General features: G+C 68.8%; 13 protein-coding genes. 3 read left to right on the plus strand and 10 right to left on the minus strand.

All coding sequences use genetic code 11. From position 1 onward, the window contains the following. Window positions 1-131 precede the first annotated feature (131 nt). From AB4Y40_RS27665 to aroQ, 10 genes are all read right to left on the minus strand, one after another. On the minus strand, window positions 132-1157 hold the full coding sequence (locus tag AB4Y40_RS27665) for a chemotaxis response regulator protein-glutamate methylesterase (RefSeq protein ID WP_368690536.1): 1026 nt from the start codon (window positions 1155-1157) through the stop codon (window positions 132-134). After that, window positions 1154-3445, minus strand: a complete 2292-nt coding sequence (locus AB4Y40_RS27670) for a hybrid sensor histidine kinase/response regulator (RefSeq protein ID WP_368690537.1) — start codon at window positions 3443-3445, stop codon at window positions 1154-1156. Before AB4Y40_RS27670 ends, AB4Y40_RS27665 begins: the two co-directional genes overlap by 4 nt. Beyond that, window positions 3442-4134, minus strand: a complete 693-nt coding sequence (locus AB4Y40_RS27675; RefSeq protein WP_368690538.1) for a chemotaxis protein CheW — start codon at window positions 4132-4134, stop codon at window positions 3442-3444. The genes AB4Y40_RS27670 and AB4Y40_RS27675 overlap by 4 nt, the downstream gene beginning before the upstream one ends. Next, window positions 4127-5605, minus strand: coding sequence for a CheR family methyltransferase (locus tag AB4Y40_RS27680; protein WP_368690539.1), 1479 nt, complete (start codon window positions 5603-5605; stop codon window positions 4127-4129). The genes AB4Y40_RS27675 and AB4Y40_RS27680 overlap by 8 nt, the downstream gene beginning before the upstream one ends. Beyond that, window positions 5602-6096 (minus strand): chemotaxis protein CheW, encoded by a 495-nt coding sequence (locus AB4Y40_RS27685; protein ID WP_368690540.1) that lies wholly within the window; start codon window positions 6094-6096, stop codon window positions 5602-5604. The genes AB4Y40_RS27680 and AB4Y40_RS27685 overlap by 4 nt, the downstream gene beginning before the upstream one ends. Before the next feature lie 13 nt (window positions 6097-6109). Continuing rightward, entirely contained in the window at window positions 6110-7783 is a 1674-nt protein-coding gene (locus AB4Y40_RS27690) for a methyl-accepting chemotaxis protein (RefSeq protein WP_368690541.1), read from the minus strand. Between the two features lie 340 nt (window positions 7784-8123). Then, on the minus strand, window positions 8124-8792 hold the full coding sequence (locus AB4Y40_RS27695; protein WP_368690542.1) for a TetR/AcrR family transcriptional regulator: 669 nt from the start codon (window positions 8790-8792) through the stop codon (window positions 8124-8126). Between the two features lie 121 nt (window positions 8793-8913). After that, the gene (locus AB4Y40_RS27700) at window positions 8914-10212 is read right to left on the minus strand and encodes an MFS transporter (RefSeq protein ID WP_368690592.1); all 1299 of its coding nucleotides are present in this window, start codon (window positions 10210-10212) and stop codon (window positions 8914-8916) included. A gap of 193 nt (window positions 10213-10405) precedes the next feature. Further along, window positions 10406-11326, minus strand: coding sequence for a shikimate dehydrogenase (locus tag AB4Y40_RS27705; RefSeq protein ID WP_368690543.1), 921 nt, complete (start codon window positions 11324-11326; stop codon window positions 10406-10408). Continuing rightward, window positions 11323-11778, minus strand: a complete 456-nt coding sequence (gene aroQ, locus AB4Y40_RS27710; protein WP_368690544.1) for a type II 3-dehydroquinate dehydratase — start codon at window positions 11776-11778, stop codon at window positions 11323-11325. Before aroQ ends, AB4Y40_RS27705 begins: the two co-directional genes overlap by 4 nt. 306 nt (window positions 11779-12084) lie before the next feature. Between aroQ and AB4Y40_RS27715 the strand changes: the two genes are divergently transcribed. From AB4Y40_RS27715 to AB4Y40_RS27725, 3 genes are all read left to right on the plus strand, one after another. Continuing rightward, entirely contained in the window at window positions 12085-14001 is a 1917-nt protein-coding gene (locus AB4Y40_RS27715; protein ID WP_368690593.1) for a bifunctional sugar phosphate isomerase/epimerase/4-hydroxyphenylpyruvate dioxygenase family protein, read from the plus strand. 121 nt (window positions 14002-14122) lie between these two features. Next, window positions 14123-15301 (plus strand): porin, encoded by a 1179-nt coding sequence (locus tag AB4Y40_RS27720; RefSeq protein WP_368690545.1) that lies wholly within the window; start codon window positions 14123-14125, stop codon window positions 15299-15301. Between the two features lie 135 nt (window positions 15302-15436). After that, window positions 15437-16783 carry a PucR family transcriptional regulator gene (locus AB4Y40_RS27725; RefSeq protein WP_368690546.1) on the plus strand — a complete coding sequence of 449 codons (1347 nt, stop codon included), beginning with the start codon at window positions 15437-15439 and terminating at the stop codon, window positions 16781-16783. Window positions 16784-16800 lie beyond the last annotated feature (17 nt).

The raw sequence follows: 16800 nt of genomic DNA on the forward strand, positions 1-16800 counted from the left end.
CGTCGGCGCTGCCCGGGTCGAGACCCGCGTCGACGCCGACGTCCGGCCCGATGCCGTCGGCAACGTTTGCGCTGGTGGGAAGATTGGACTTCTCGGTCATGATATCGGTCGCGTCTCGTGATGGCTGGCGTCTAGCCGGCGGGTTGATGCAGTAGTTTCACCCGGCTCGCAAGCTCGGCGGCAATGGCGCCGAGCGGCAGGATCGCGCGCGCGGCGAACAGCGCGGCCGCCGCCTTGGGCATGCCGTATACGGCGCTCGTCGCCTCGTCCTGGGCGATGGTGTGCCAGCCCTTGGCGCGCATCGCCTTCAGGCCGATGGCGCCGTCGCGCCCCATGCCCGTGAGCAGCACGCCGATCGCCTCGCCGGTCCAGGACTCGACGAGGCTGTGAAAGAACGTGTCGACGGAGGGACGGTAGGGTGTGTCGGCCGGTTCGCGAGTGTAAGCCAGCTTGCCGCCCGCTGTCATGCGCAGATGATCGTTGGTCGCGGCGAGCAGCACGCAGCCGGGCTCGGGCTGTTCGCCCTCGAGCGCGATGCGCACCGTGAGCGGCGTCTGGCCGTCGAGCCAGGCGGCCATGCCCGCGGCGAACGACTGGTCCACGTGCTGCACGATCACGATGCCCGCGCCGAAACCGGCGGGCAGCGCGCCGAGCACGGCGGCGAGCGCGCTGGGCCCGCCCGCCGAGGCGCCGATCGCAATGAGCGGTGCTTTTGCCATGCCGGCAGCGCTGAACGCCGGCGCGCGCGCGGCGAGATCGAGCGCGCCTGAAACGCGCCCGATCTGCTCGATCTTCGCGAGCAGCAGGTCCATGGTGCGGCGTGTATCGGGCCCGGCGAGCGTGGGGGTATCGACGGCATCGAGCGCGCCCGCGCCCATCGCCTCGTACACGCGCCAGGCGTTCGCGCCCACGCTGCTCGTGACGATCAGAATGGGGCACGGCGAGCGCGCCATGATCTGCCGCGTGGCCTCCACGCCGTCGAGTTTCGGCATCACGAGATCCATGAGGATCACGTCGGGCACCTGCGCCGCGCAGAACTGCACCGCATCTTCGCCGTTCGCGGCGACCCACAGCACGCGATGGCCCGGCCGCGTCGCGATGGCCTGACGCAGCGCCTCGACCGCTAGCGGCATGTCGTTGGCGATACCGATGTTCATCCTGCCGCCTCTCCGATCAGGTCGTTCACTGCGTCGAGCAGCGCTTCGTCATGGAAGCTGCCCTTGGTCAGATAGTAGTCGGCGCCCGCGTCGAGGCCGCGCCGCCGGTCGTCTTCACGATCCTTGTACGAAACGATCATCACCGGCACGTTGCGATGCATCGCGTCCCCCTTGATCATCGTGACGAGTTCGATGCCGTCCATGCGCGGCATGTCGACGTCGGTGATGACGAGGTCGAAATGCGCGTTGCGCAAGGTGCTCCAGCCGTCCATGCCGTCCACCGCCACCGTGACGTCGTAGCCGCGTTTTTCGAGCAGCTTGCGCTCCAGCTCCCGCACCGTCAAGGAGTCCTCGACAACCAGAATGCGCTTGCGAGCGCGCGCCCCATCGTGTGCGCCGCCGCGCGCCACGCCCGCGAGCTGGCCGTCGCGCACGAGCCGCGCAACCGACGTCACGATGTCCTCCACGTCGACGATCAGCACGACCTCGCCGTCGTCGAGCAGCGCCGCCGCCGAGACGTTGCGCACCTTGCCCAGACGCGCGTCGAGCGGCTGCACGGCGAGCGTACGCTCGCCCGCGAAGCGGTCCACGGCCACGCCATAGAGGCCCGCCTCGCTGCCCACCAGCACGACGTTCAGGTCTGCCGCGGTCGTGGCTTCGGCACCCGCGCCGAGCAGCTGGCGCGCGGTCACGAGCCCCACGGGCCGCCCTTCGAAGGCAATGTGCTGCTGGCCTTCGAGCATCTCGATCGTGCTGCGCGGCACGCTGAGCGCGCGGCGCACGTGCGCGAGCGGGAACGCATAGGCCTCGCCCGCGACCTCGACGATCAGGCTGCGCACCACCGAGAGCGTGAGCGGCAACTGCAGCACGAAGCGCGTGCCCCGCCCGGCCGCGCTCTCGATGCGCACCGTGCCGCGCACGGCCTTCGCGAAGTTTTGCACGGCGTCGAGGCCGACGCCGCGGCCCGACACGTCGGTGACGGTGTCGCGCAGCGAGAAGCCCGGCAGCAGCAGGAAGTCGAACAGCTCGGCGTCGGACATCGCGGCCACGGCCTGGGGCTGCGCGAGCGAGCGCGAGACGATGCTCGCGCGCAATGCGTCCAGATCGATGCCCGCGCCGTCGTCGGCCACGGCGATCAGCAGCTTGCCGGCGCTATGGCGCGCTTCGAGCGTGAGGCTCGCCTCTTCGGGCTTGCCCGCGCGCCGTCTCGTTGCGGGATCCTCGATACCGTGGTCGAGCGCATTGCGCAGCAGGTGGCCGAGCGGCGCGTCGAGCATTTCGAGGATGTCGCGGTCCACTTGCGTCGACTCGCCCACAATCGCGAAGCGCACGCGCTTGCCGAGCGAGCGTGCAAGGTCGCGCACCACGCGCGGATAGGTGTGCGCCGTGTCGCCGAACGGCCGCATGCGGCATTGCAGGGCCTCGTCGTAGAGGCGTTGCGCGAGTTGCGTGCCGCGCCGGTCGATGCGATCGACGTCGTCGAATCGTTCGGATAGCTGACGATCCAGCGACCCTACTGCATTGCGAATTGCTGCGAGCGCGGCGCGCGCATCGACGTCGAGCGCATCTCCGTGGCGTTCCTGGAACTGGCCCAGCGCCGCGAGCACGTCGCCCTGCGCGCGGCGCGTGCGCAAGAGCCCCTCCGCAAACGGCCGCATGCGGCGCGACGCCACCAGCGATTCGCCCGCGAAGCCGAGCAAGCGGTCGAGCGTGCCGGCGCGTACGCGCAGCATGCGCTCGGCGTCGGCAGAACGGGGGGGCGAGGGTTGCGCCAGCGGCACGGGTTCGACGTCGCCAGATGCGACCGCCTCCGGCTCTGGCTCGGGCAGACGCAGTGACGCCGCCAGCGCGGCGAGGTCGTCGGTTGCCGGTACGCTCGCGGCGACGTCGGCCGCGGGTTTGGACACGTCGGGCTGCGCCCCGCCCTGCAGACGCGCGACGAATGCCGCGACCGCCTCGTGCGAAAGCGGGGGCGCCGCGGCATCGCCTGCCGCGCTCACCAAGTCGATGCCGACGAGCAATGCATCGATGCGCGCCGCGTCGATGCGCAGTTCGCCGCGCTGCGCGGCCACGAAGCAGTCCTCCATCGCGCTCGCCACCTCGACCGCCTCCGGCAGGCCGACGATGCGCGCGGCGCCCTTGAGCGAGTGCGTCGCGCGCATGCAGGCTTCGAGCGTGGCGGCATCTTCCAGCGCGAGCAGGCCCGCGGAAAGCGTGCGCGTCTGCGCCGCCGCCTCCTCATGGAAGAGGTCGAGCAGCGAGCGGCGGCTCAGTTCGTCGTCGCTCATCGCAAACTCCTTGCAAGCGCATCGAATAGCACCTCGGCATCGAGCACGCCCACCGAACGGCCGCGCCAGTGCGTCACGCCGCGCACGTGCCGCCCGACCGACTGCGCGAGCGTGGCGGGCGCAGGCAGGAGCGCGTCGGCGCCGAAGCTCGCCACGCCCTCCACGGCATCGACGGGAAACGCCGTCGTCGCGCCCGCCCATTCGGTCACGAGCAGGCGCGGCGGGGCGGCGCGCGACGGTGCGCCGGCCGCCGCGGCATCGATGCGCAGCAGCGCCGCCAGCGATACCGCGAGCGTGAGCACGCCGCGCACGTTCACGACGCCCAGCACGGCGGCGCTGCGCCGGTGCGGCAGCGTGTGGATGGCGCGCGCCTCGTGCACCTGGCGCAGCGCGGTGGCGGGCAGCGCGAGCCACTCGCCGCCCACGCGGAACACGAGCGAGCCTTGCTCGCGCGTGCGCGTGTCCGCGGACTCAGGCGCGCGGTCGAGCTCAAGCGCGGACGGCGCAAGCGGCGCGGGACGGTCGAGCATGCGCGCCGCCGCTGCTTCGAAAACCGGGCAGTTCAGGCAGCGCACGCATGTTTCGAGGCGCGGGCACGAGTTGTCGCCCAGCGTGCCGATGACTTTCCAGCACTGCTCGGGCAGTTGCGCCGCCGGCGCGAAGTCCTGTTCTAGTTCGCGCTCAGGCATGCGAGCCTCCTGCGTCCGCTTCGCCGCGCTGAGCGACTTCCTGTGCGGCTCGCTGCGCACGGCGCATCAGCCGGCGCGCACCTTCGGCATCGCCCTGCACTTCGAGCAGCGCCGCCAGATGCGTGAGCGCCTCATAGTGCGAAGGCTCCAGATAGATGGCCTTGCGATAGTGCGCAAGCGCAACGGCTGCGCGGCCCTGCGCATCGGCGATCAGGCCTAGCAGATACCAGGTGCCCGCGTTCTGCGTCAGCGCCTGCGCCGCTTGCGTGGCGAGGCGCTCGGCCTCGTCGAGCGCGCCGGCATCGGCCAGACGCCGCGCGTCGGCGAGCGCGGCTTCGGGCGTGGCGCCGGTGGACGGCCCTCCCGCCGCATGACCATTCACGACAGCCGCCGCGCGCGGAGCCGGCGCGCCGTGCAAGGGCCGCAGCGAGAGCCGCGACGGCGCGAACCCGCGTGCTGCCGCGGCCACGGGCGCGTCCAGCGGCGCGAACACCGGCGCGCTGCCGAAGGCGGGCGCCGCTGCCGTGGCGGCCATCACCGGCAACGGCGTGAGCGCGGGCGGCACGGCGGCCGCCGGGCTCGCCGGATGTTGATGATCCGCCGTCGCACCGGGTTCCGGCGCGCGAAAGCCGAACGCGAGCGGAATATAGGCGGACACCATCTCGTGGCGCATCATCAGCCCGGTTTCCGCCGGTCCGACGAAGATCATGCCGCCCGCCGTGAGCCGCGCACGCAGCAAGTTGATGGCGCGGTCCTGCGAGGCGCGGTCGAAATAGATCAGCACGTTGCGGCAAAAAATGAAGTCGTAGCGCACCGGATGCGGGGCGAGCCATTCGAACAGGTTCGCGCGCTCGAAAGTCACCGCCCGGCGCACCGTCGCGGCGATCCGCCAGCCGTCCGGCGCCGCCTCGAAATAGCGCTCGCGAAACGCGAGGCCGTCGCCGCGAAACGCATTGCGGCCATAGACGCCGCGCGCGGCCGCCGCGATCGACTGGCCGCTGATGTCGATCGCGTCGATGGCGAATTGCCCGGGCGCGAGGCCCGCGTCGAACAGCGCCATGGCCGCCGAGTACGGCTCCTCGCCGCTCGAGCACGGCGCGCTCAGCACGCGCAGCACGTCGCCGGGCTGCGCGGCCAGCCGCTTGGCGCCGAGGCGCGCGAGCGCCGCGAAGGCCTCGCGCTCGCGAAAGAACCAGGTCTCGGGCACCACGAGCGCGTCGATCAGCGCCTGGCGCTCGGCAGGCGTAGTCGTGAGACGCTGCCAGTAAGCTTCGCGCGCCCATTCGGGCAGCGCGGCGCCGCTCATCCACTCCTTGCGCGTGAGCGCCGGATGCAGGTCGGCGTGGACCTCGAGCGTCACCGCCGCCCGTGCGCCCACCGCGCGGGCGAGCGCGTTGGCGCCCAGCGATTCGGCGTCGATGCCGGTCTCGTCGAGCAGCCAGGCGGCGAAGCGCGGGTCGGCCTGTCTCATGGCGTGCCTTGCCACGAAGGCGGATCGGGAAAGAGCCGCGCGCGCACGCGCGCGTCGAGCAGCTGGGCCACCTTCACCCACTGTACGAAGCCGCGCTCGTCGCGCGCGACGGGGCCGAGCCAGCGCGCCTCGGGCGTCGCGATGCCGCCTTCGGCAAAGCGCTCGGGCGCAATCGACTGCGTGCGCGTCGCGCTTTCGAGCAGCAGCGCGAGGCGGCGCGGCGGCGCATGAGCGGCGGCCGGCCCGGCGTCGTCCTGACGGTCATAGACGAGCACGAGCCGCGTGGACATCAGCGTGCGCGCGGGCCGCCCGAGCGCGAGCATCGGCAGATCGACCACGGGCACGGGCGCGCCCTCATAGTCGATCACGCCGGCGATATACGCGGGCGTGCCCGGAAACGCGCGCACGGGCGCGAGCGGCAGCACGTGCGCGATCTCGCGGGCATCGAGCGCGTAACGCTCGCCGTCCAGTTCGAACACCAAGAAGAGCATCGCCGCTCCCGCGTCACGCCTCGATCCTGAACCGCGACACGCCGGTGCGCAGTTCGTTGGCGACGAGCGTGAGATTGTCGATGGCCTGCGACGACTGGCGCAGCGACTCCGCCGTCTGCTGGGCGGCTTCGGAAAGCTGCGTGAGCGCCTGGGTGATCTGCTCGGCGCTGGTGGCCTGCGCCTGCATACCGTCGTTGACGACCTGGAAGCGCGGCGCTAGCGTCTGCACTGCGCCGATGATCTGTGAAAGCTGCGCGCCCACGGCCTGCACGTCGTGCATGCCGCGCCGCACTTCTTCCGCGAACTTGTCCATGCCCATCACGCCCGCCGACACCGCCGACTGGATCTCTTTCACGGTCTGCTCGATGTCGTAGGTCGCCACGGCCGTCTGGTCGGCGAGGCGGCGGATTTCGGTCGCGACCACCGAGAAGCCGCGCCCGTACTCGCCCGCCTTCTCCGCTTCGATCGCCGCATTCAGCGAAAGCAGATTGGTCTGGTCGGCCACCTTCGTGATCGTCGCCACGACCTGATTGATGCTCACGGCCTTCTCGTTGAGGATGGCGAGCTTGGCGTTCACCGAGCCCGCCGCTTCCATCACGCTGCGCATGGTTTCTTCCATGTGCGTGAGGCCGCTCTGGCTCGTGCTGGCGAGCCCGGCCGACTGCTCGGCCACCGTCGCCACCTCGCTCATGGTGCGCACGAGGTCGCGCGCCGTGGCGAAAATCTCGCGCGAGGTCGCACCGATCTCGGTCGTGGTGGCCGCCGTCTCGCTCGCGGTGGCCTGCTGCTCCTTCGACGTCGCGGCCACTTCGGCCACCGAGGTCGAGACTTGCAGCGACGACTTCTGCGCCTGGGCGACGAGGCTGGCCAGTTCGTCGCTCATGCGGTTGAAGCCGTCTTCGAGCACGCCGAATTCGTCGCCGCGGTTCAGCGCGAGACGCTGCGACAGGTTGCCGGTGCGCATGGAGTCGTGCACCTCGACGAGGCGCGCCATCGGCACCGTGATCGCGCGATAGAGCGCGTAACCCGTGGCGAGCGCGGCGAGCAGCACGATACCCAGCGCCGTGGCGAGCGTGATCTCTGTGCCGGTGACCGAGTTGCGGATGGTCTGCGCGGACTCGTCGGCCTGCTGACGGTTTTCCTCGACGAGCGCGTTGGCCGTGGCGAGCACCTCCTGCCAGGCCGGGCCGATCTGCGCGAACGCGGCCTGCGCAGCCGGGCGCGAGGCGGGCAGCTGGCTCGCTACCGCCTTTGCCAGCGGCAGATAGCGCGCGTACGCGTCGCGAAAGCGCTGGAAGCGTTCGCGGTCGTCGCTGCGAAACAGCGTGCGTTCGTACTGCCGTGCGGTCTCCTCCACCTGCGCCAGGGCCGCGGGCAGGCCAGACAGGTCGTGGGCCACGCTGTCCGCGTCGGCATCGACGAAGGCCGCGCGCTCGACGAGGCTATAGGTCTGGTTGGCCGCCGCGCGCAGCGAGGTCGCGTAGAACAGGCCCGGCACCGAATCGCCCGTGAGGCTCATCGCCTCGCTATCGATCGCGCGCAGGCGGTCCCACGAGATCGCGGCCATCGCGAGCATCAGCACGAACAGCAGGCCGAAGCTGAAGACGATGCGCGTGCCGAGGGTGAAGCGACCCTGAGTCTGTCGAGGCAGGCCGGCTTGGCCGGAACGGGGCATGGCGGTGCTCATTGCGCTAAAGACTCTCCGGTGGCGTGGACCGGCGCGCCGGCCCTGCCGGCGAGGCGGGGCGCGGCTGCGCTGGGCGTGGCCGCACGCGGCGGCCGTGACCGCCGTAGTGTAATGCGTTTGCGCACTTTTATGGGACAAGCGATGCTAGCTGTCAGCCACGTGGGACGGGGCTCGCCGGGCTATTGGAGATAAATCTGCAGGGTTCGCCGGGAATTTTCGGCGACCCGGCGCGGCGCCGTACGGGGATCGGGCGCACCGTGGCCAATGCGTCCCGCATCGGCAGGCGCTCGGGAAGCGGCCAAAGCGGCCGGGGCGGCCGCGGCGGCCGCGGCGCTGAGCCTTACTTCTTGACGAAGCGCAGCGTGGCGTCGACGATCATCTCGCGATGGCGCGCGCGCAGGCGCGGATGCGAGGGGTCGCGCCCGAACGCCGCGCCGAACGTGTGGCGGTTGCCCACGCGGTGAAAGCACATCGAGCTGATGAGCAGGTGCAGGTCGATGGGATCGATGTCTTCGCGGAACGCGCCGCTCGCCACGCCGCGCGCGAGCAGGTCTTCGATCGTGCGGATCGCGCTGGCGTTGCGGCTGCGGAAGGTCTTCAGGCGCTCGATGTACTTCGCGCCGTGAATGTTCTCGATCGTCACGAGGCGCACGAAGTCGCGATGGCGGTCGTGATAGTCGAAGGTGAATTCGACGAGCCGCCGCAGGCCTTCCATGGGGTCCAGTTCGTCGATGTGCAGGTCGAGTTCGAGCGCGCGGATGTCGCCGTAGACCTTGTCGAGCACCGCTTCGTACAGCCCTTCCTTGCTGCCGAAGTAGTAATACAGCATGCGCTTGGTGGTATTGGTGCGCTCGGCGATCGCGTCTACACGCGCGCCTGCGAGACCCATGGCCGAGAATTCGGCCGTCGCCACTTCGAGGATATTGCGCTTGGTCTGCTCGGGATCGTACTTGCGCCGGCTTTCGGATTGAGCATCGTTGCGTTCGGCCGAAGCCGCCGGTCTTGCCATGTTTTTTTGGGCCCGCAGCAGGGAAGGAATGCCGGGAATTTTAGCACGCGGGGCGCGGCCCTTTAGAAGGTGCCGCGCCCCGCTATCCCGCTGAAAGCCGCCCGCAGGCGGCCTGCGAGCCTTACAGCTCGATGCGCTTGATATCGCCCACGATGAAGATGTACGAGGCCGCGCCGATCAGCGCGATCACGCCGATGAACACGAGCGCCCAGACGAACGAGCCGGTCGCACCCACGATCAGCCCCACCACCAGCGGCGTGATGATGCCCGCGAGATTGGCCGCCAGGTTGAAGATGCCGCCCGTGAGACCGAGCATGCCGGCCGGCGCGATATCCGAAACGAGTGTCCAGCCGAGCGCGGCCATCCCTTGCGCGAAGAACGCCACCGAAAGGATCGCGATCACGGCCACGTTGCTGTCCACGAAGTTCGCCAGAATGATGGTCGAGGCGAGCAGTAGACCGGCGATGATCGGCAGCTTGCGCGCCACGTTGGCCGAGATGCCGCGGCGCAGCATCCAGTCGGAGAACGTGCCGCCGAACATCACGCCGATCGACGCGGCAATGAACGGCATGATCGCGAAGAAGCCGATCTTGAGCCAGCCCATGTGGCGCTCGGTGGCGAGGTAGGTCGGGAACCACGTGAGGAAGAACACGAGCGTGGAGTTGCCCGCGAACTGCCCGAGGCAGATGCCCGCGAGCTGACGGCGGCGCACCAGCTGGCCGGCCATGCGCCAGTCGAAGCCCTGCTTTTTCGGTTCGCCGGCAGCGGCTTGCGCGTCGGCCTTGCGCTCGTGGCGAGCCAGACCGCCGCCCGCCTCGATGTAGTCGAGTTCGGCGCGGTTGGCCGCGGGGTGCTCGTGCGGCTCGCGATACAGGAACCACCACACGACGCCGAACGCGATGCCCACGCCGCCGACCACGTAGAACAGCGAGCGCCAGCCGTAGGCGCCCATCAGCGCGAAGAGGAACGGGCTGAAGAACGCGAGGCCGATGTATTCGCCCACCGTATAGGTGCCCGTGGCGAACGCGCGCTCGCTTTGCGGGAACCACGTGGCGACCACGCGGCTGTTGGTCGGGAAGCACGGCGATTCCGCGGCGCCCAGACCCAGACGGCACGCGAACAGCGCCCCCACTCCGCTGATGAAGCCCTGGGCGAGCGTGCACATCGACCAGAGCGTCATCGAAAGCCAGTAGGTGAACTTGCTGCCGAAGCGGTCGAGGAACACGCCGCCCGGAATCTGCGCGACGACGTAGCTCCACGAGAACGCCGAGAACACGAGGCCCATGAGCGCCGCGTTGATGCCCAGCTCCTTGGTGAGCTGCGGCGCTGCGATGCCGAGCACGGTGCGATCGAGGTAATTGATCATCGTGCCGACGGCCAGCAGGCCGAGGATGCGATAGCGCGCTTTCGAGCGGCGCATGGCGCCCTCGGCGGGCGCGGCTGCGGAAAGGTTCGGCGCGTCGCCGCGCCCCGTGGATACGGGTGGTGCCATGTCTTCGTCTCCGATGTGTCGACGGGAGTTGGCGCTTTAGCGTTTACTCCCGTCCCATGCCTGTAAGGCGGTCGGCGGGAGTCAGCGACTTGACGCCGACGCCCGTCGCGCGCTGTCGTTGTTATTCGCCGGCGCCTGCAGCATTCGCCGCCAGCATGGACTGCAGATGCGCATACATGCGTTCCGCGTCGGGCTCGACGCCCGTGAACAGCCGGAACGCATCCACTGCCTGGTACACCGCCATGCCGCCGCCGCTCAGCGTGCGGCAGCCGCGCGCCTCGGCCGCTTCGAGCAGCGCGGTGCGGATCGGGAAATAGACAATGTCCGCCACCCACAGCCGCTCGTGCAGATACTCCGCGGGCAGCGGCATGCCGGGCAGCTTCGCCATGCCGGTGGGCGTGGCATGTATGAGGCCAGTGGCGTGCTGGAGCACTTCGCGCAGATCGCCGCCCGCGCTCACGCGAGCCGCCGGGAAGCGCGCCTGCAATTCGCTGGCGAGCGATTCGGCACGCGACGCGTCCACGTCGAACAGCGTGAGCGCCTGGGCGCCCATCTGCAGCGCCGCGTGGGCGACCGCCGCGCCCGCGCCGCCCGCGCCCAACTGCACCACCGCTTCGAGCGAGACATCGGGCAGGCCGCGCTGGAACGCGCGCGCGAAACCCGACCAGTCGGTGTTGTGGCCGATGCGCTTGCCGTCGCGGAACAACACGGTGTTCACGGCGCCGAGCGCGCGGGCGTCGTCGGAGAGTTCGTCGAGCAGTTCGATCACGGCCTGCTTGCACGGATAGGTGATGTTCAAACCGTCGAAACCCATGCGCTCGGCGGCCAGCAACAACTCGGGCAGCGCGGCGGGCGTGAGCTTCAGCGCCTCGAGGTCGATGCGACGGTACACATAATGGAAGCCGAGTTCGCGGCCTTCCTGCTCCTGCATCGCGGGCGTGAGCGAGCCGCCGATGCCCGAGCCGATCAGGCCGCAGAGAAACGAGTTGGCGGTTGCGCGTGCGCCCAGCGCATTCGTTTTGGCGTTGTCCTGGGCGCTCATTTCGTCACCTTTTTGGCGAGCAGCGTGGCCATGCGCTCCAGCGCGAGCACGTACCCCTGCGTGCCGCAGCCGACGATGATGGCCTCCGCAATGGGCGAAACGAAGGAATGGTGCCGGAACGCCTCGCGCTTGTGCACGTTCGAGATATGGACCTCGATCACGGGCTTCGCGATGGCGGAAAGCGCATCGGCGATCGCCACCGACGTATGCGTATAGGCAGCCGGATTGATGACGATGCCGTCCACGCGCGTGCGCGCTTCATGCAGCCAGTCGATCAGCTGATGCTCGGCATTCGACTGGCGAAAATCGATCTCGAGCCCAAGACGCCCCGCCGCTTCGCGGCACAGGTTGGTGACGTCATCTAACGTTTCAGCGCCGTAGATCGCGGGCTCCCGCGTTCCCAGCAGATTCAGGTTCGGTCCGTTCAGGACCAGCACCGAAGGCATTCCCATTACACACACTCCAGAACAGCTTGACGACCGGCACGGCGCATGCTCGAGAACCGTTGCATGTTTCACCGCATGGTCGCCAGTGTGCCGCGAAGCGGTGCACCGGTCACCTGGGGTTTGCCAGAATTTGTACTAACTAGTTAGTTTGGCGTATCCTTCGGACACTCCAGCGGCAAGTGTGTCTGCGGTGCGCCAGTTAGTTAAACGCCCGCCCCACGCCGCCGCACCGGACCCTTGTTCAACACCGAAGTCGCAGTCAGCACGCTCGCCATGCCCATGTCCAAGCCGCTCCACACCCCCTCTCGCGCGCTGCGCCGCTCGATCGCCACGGTGTCGATCAGCGGCACGCTCGCCGAAAAGCTTGCCGCGATCCGCGCCGCGGGCTTCGACGCCGTCGAGATCTTCGAGAACGATCTGCTCTATTTCGAAGGCTCGCCCGCCGACGTGCGCCGCATGGCCGGCGATCTCGGCCTCGATATCGTGCTGTACCAGCCGTTCCGCGATTTCGAAGGCGTGGCGCCCGAGCGCCTCGCGCGCAACATCGAACGCGTGAAGCGCAAGTTCGACGTCATGCATCAACTGGGCACGGACCGTTTGCTGGTGTGCAGCAATGTCTCGCCCGACACGATCTGCGACGACGGCCTCGCCGCCGAACAGCTTGGCGCGCTCGCGCAAGCCGCCGGGGAAGCGGGCGTGACGATCTGTTATGAGGCGCTTGCATGGGGGCGCCACGTGCGCACCTATGGCCACGCGTGGCGACTCGTCAACACCGTCGATCACGCGAACCTGACGCTCGCGCTGGACAGCTTCCACACGCTCTCGCTCGACGACGCGCCCGACGGCATCGCTGCGATTCCGGGCGCGCGCATCGGCTTCGTGCAGATCGCCGATGCACCGAGAATGCAGATGGACGTGCTCGAATGGAGCCGGCACTATCGTTGCTTCCCGGGCCAGGGCGACTTCGCGCTCGCGGATTTCACGGCGCAGGTGGTGAAAAGCGGTTACACGGGCCCGCTCTCGCTCGAAATCTTCAACGACGGTTTTCGCGGCGCGCCGCCCGCCGCCACGGCCGCCGACGGCCATCGCTCGCTCTTGCTGCTCGAATCGCTCACGCGCGAAACCCTGCAGGCGGAGCATGTCGAAGCAAGCGCCCTCTACCATCCGAGCGCCGCGCCCGCGAACGCGCAGTGGCAATTCCTCGAGTTCGCCGTCGACGACACCGCGCGCGCGCATGTGGCGAACTGGCTCGAAAAACTGCATTTCCGCCGCGCAGGCCAGCATCGCTCGAAGGACGTGACGCTCTATCAGCACGGCTCGGCCGCGATCGTGCTCAACGCCGAGCCCGACTCGTTCGCCAATGCGTTTTTCCAGCGCCACGGGCTCTCGCTCTGCGCCTCGGCGTTTCGCGTGGACGATGCGCGCCTCGCGCTCGAACGCGCTGCGGGATTTGGCTACCAGCCGTTCTCGGGCCGCGTGGGTCCGAACGAGCGCGTGGTGCCCGCCGTCCAGGGCCCGGACGGCAGTCTTAACTATTTCGTTAACGAGCAGCCGGGCGAGCCCACCCTCTTCGAAGCCGATTTCGCGCTCACGGATATCGACGGCCCGGTCGAGGTGGGACCGATTGCGGGCATCGATCACGTGAGCCTTTCGCTGCCTGCTGGCTCGTTCGATTCGTGGGTGCTGTTCCTGAAGTCGGCGTTCGGGCTCGAAGCGACGCCCGCCGTGCTGCTGCCCGATCCGTACGGACTCGTGCGCAGCCGCGCGCTCATGAGCCGCGACCGCGGGCTGCGCGTCGTGCTCAACGCCTCGGTGGACCAGCACACGGCCGCGGCAGAAACCGTGCGTGCCTACCACGGCACGGGTCTGAACCACGTGGCGTTCAACACCGGCGACATCTTCCGCGCCGTAACCGAATTCGAGGCGGCCGGCGTGCCGCTCCTGCGCGTGCCCGCGAACTACTACGACGATCTCGACGCGCGCCACGCGCTCGACGCCGAGTTTCTCGACGCGCTGCGCAGCCACAACCTGCTCTACGACCGCGACGAGCGCGGCGGCGAGTTCCTGCACGCCTACACGGAGACGCTCGACCAGCGCTTCTTCCTGGAGATCGTGGAGCGGCGCGGCGGCTATGACGGCTACGGCGCGCCCAACGCCGCCGTGCGCCTCGCAGCGCAGGCGCGCCAGCGCGCACTCGCCGCACAGGGCGCGAGCCAACCGCAGGATTGATTCAAACGCAGTCACCGTAGTCACTTCGCGCAGCAGTCCGCACGCCGCCTCGATCTGAAAATCAGGCGGCGTAGCAAAGAAAACAATAAGCAGTCCAAATCTCACCCGGAGACACACAACGATGAAGAAAGCAGGCTTTGGTTTTGGCACGTTCCTCGCGACTAGCGCAGCCCTCGTGGCCAGCCCCGCGTTCGCGCAAAGCAGCGTCACGCTTTACGGCGCCGTCGACGACGCCATCACCTACGTCAACAACCAGAACGGTCACTCGAACGTCTATCTGCGCCAGGGCAACCTGTATGCGTCGAAGTTCGGCCTGCAGGGCAAGGAAGATCTCGGCGGCGGCACGTTCGCGATCTTCGACCTGCAGAACGGCTTCGACCTCAACACCGGCGCGCTGTCGTCGAGCGGACTGATCTTCAATCGCCAGGCCTACGTGGGCCTGCAGAACCAGAACCTGGGCACGTTCACTGCGGGCCGTCAGTACACGCCGTATTACCTGTTCGTCGGGCCGCTCACGGGAAGCTCGTGGCTCACCGGCGCAACCGGCGCACACCCCGGCGATATCGACGGTCTCGACACGACCGTGCGCATCAACAATTCGGCCACTTACACCTCGCCGATCTTTTACGGCCTGCAGGCCAGCGCCATGTACGCGCTCGGCGGCATCGCGGGCAGCACCGGCAAGGGCCAGACGTGGAGCGCCGCGCTGCGCTACTCCGCCGGCCCGGTGAGCCTCGCCGCGGCCATCCTGCGCATGGACAACGCGCAGTTGACGAGCGGCTTCGACAGTTCCTCGACGGGCAGCTTCGGCAAGTCGTCGCTGAACACGGGCTATGTCTCGGCGAGCGCGGTCCAGCACATCGCGGCGGGCGGCAACTACACGCTCGGCAACCTGGTGCTCGGCGCGTCGTATTCGAACGTTCAGTACATTGCGGGCGGCAAGTCGATCTTCCACGACACGGCCATCTTCAACACCTGGGCGGCGCTCGCCGTGTATCGCTTCACGCCGGCCTTCGACGTGGGCGGCGGCTTCGCCTACACGCTGGCTTCGAAGGCCAACGGCATCACGAGTGCGGCGCGCTACCAGCAGTACTCGCTCAAGGAGTCGTACCACCTCTCGAAGCGCACCACGCTGTATGCGCTGCAGGCCTACCAGCACGCGGGCGGCCAGACGCTCGGCGCGAACGGCGCGGGCAACATCGTCAACGCGAGCCCGGCAGTTGGCGACTCGCAGAACTCCACGCCTTCGTCCACGCGCTCGCAGTTCGTCGGCATGGCTGGTATCGCGCTGCTGTTCTGAACGTTGTGCCGATGCACCGCCGGGGGCCGCCTGCACGGCCCCGGTTTCGTTCGCCGCCCCTCGACGCAGCGGCACGGCGCTGAGTACACTCGCGGGTATCGCCTAAACGAATCCGCGCGAATCCGCGAACTCACCGTGCCGCCCCCCGTTCCCGCCATCAGCCCACGCCTGCGCAGCAGGCTGCGCACGCTCGCCAAGACCCAGCCCAAGGCGGTCCAGCGCACCTACGACACGCTGCTCTCGCTCGAAGGCTATAGCGCGCTCTCGGCGGCGGCGCGCAAGGACATCTTCTCGTCGATCGCGTTTTCCGCGAACCTGTGGTTCCAGTGCCTGCTCGACGGCACGCCGCCCACCGCCGAAGTCATGGATCAGACTGCGGCGTTCGCGCGCCGACGTGTCCACCAGAACGTGCCGCTGCGTTCGCTGCTGCGCGCCTTTCGCCTGGGCGCGCGTGAGTTATGGCGCACCTGCACGGAGCTCGCCGAGGCCGACCCGGCGCTCGCGCATGAACTGCTATTCGATATTTCGCCTTATCTGCTCGATTACTTCGACGCGATGGCCGAGCACATCGCCGAGGCCTATCTCGACGAGCAGCACCAGCAGGCGCGCTGGCGCGGCTCGCTGCTGCAGCAGCTCTACGACCTCGTGTTCCATGCCCCCGACGACGCCGCGCGCTTTCGCGAAACCGTCGAGGCGCTCGGCCTCGATGCCACGCTGCCGCGCATTGCGCTCGCCGTCGATCTGGACTTGCGCGACCACGCGCCTTCGGTGCGCGAGGATGCGCTCGACCGTTTCGCGCTCAGCGCCGCGCGGCACTTCGAGCTGAAGCCCGACGCGCTCGTGCGGGCGTGGCACCGCGAGCGGCTGGTGTTCTGGCTGCCGTGCGTGCGCGGCGATTCGATGACGCGCAACGATCAGCGCGTGGCCGAGCATGCGGCCGCGCTCGCGCGCGCCGAGCCACGCGTGCGCAGCATCGGCATCGGGCTCATGAACGAAGGGGCGCGCGGCTGGGCGGCCTCGGTGGAAGAAGCGCTCAAGGCGGTGGACTTTGCGCCGCGTGGCAGCCGCGCGGACGACAGCGAAGAAAATGGCAACTTCCTGCGCGTGCACCGCTTTTCGTCGATCGCCATCGAGGAGAGCGTGCGCAGCAGCGCCAACGTGCTGCGCTATCTCGTTTCGCTCGCCGAGCAACTGGCGACCGAGGCGGACCTGCTCGCCACGCTCGAAGCATGGTTCGCGAGCGGGCAGCGCCGGCGCCAGACGGCCGAAACGTTAGGTGTGCATCCGAATACGCTCGACTACCGGCTCGAGCGCATCGAAACCCTGCTGGGCGCGAAGCTCACTGATGCGCACTGGATCGCGCGGCTGGATATCGCGCTCAAGCTGCGCGGGGCGACGCAGGGTGCCGAGCGCGACGGCAAGAAGAAGGAAAAGAAGGGGCGCCTCGGGGTGAAGAAGGCGAAGAGCGCGGCGCCGCGCTGAACGCAGCGCGCTCCTGC

Origin of the sequence: Paraburkholderia sp. EG287B, from assembly GCF_040965595.1 — a bacterium.
In the GTDB taxonomy this organism is placed as follows: Bacteria; Pseudomonadota; Gammaproteobacteria; order Burkholderiales; family Burkholderiaceae; genus Paraburkholderia.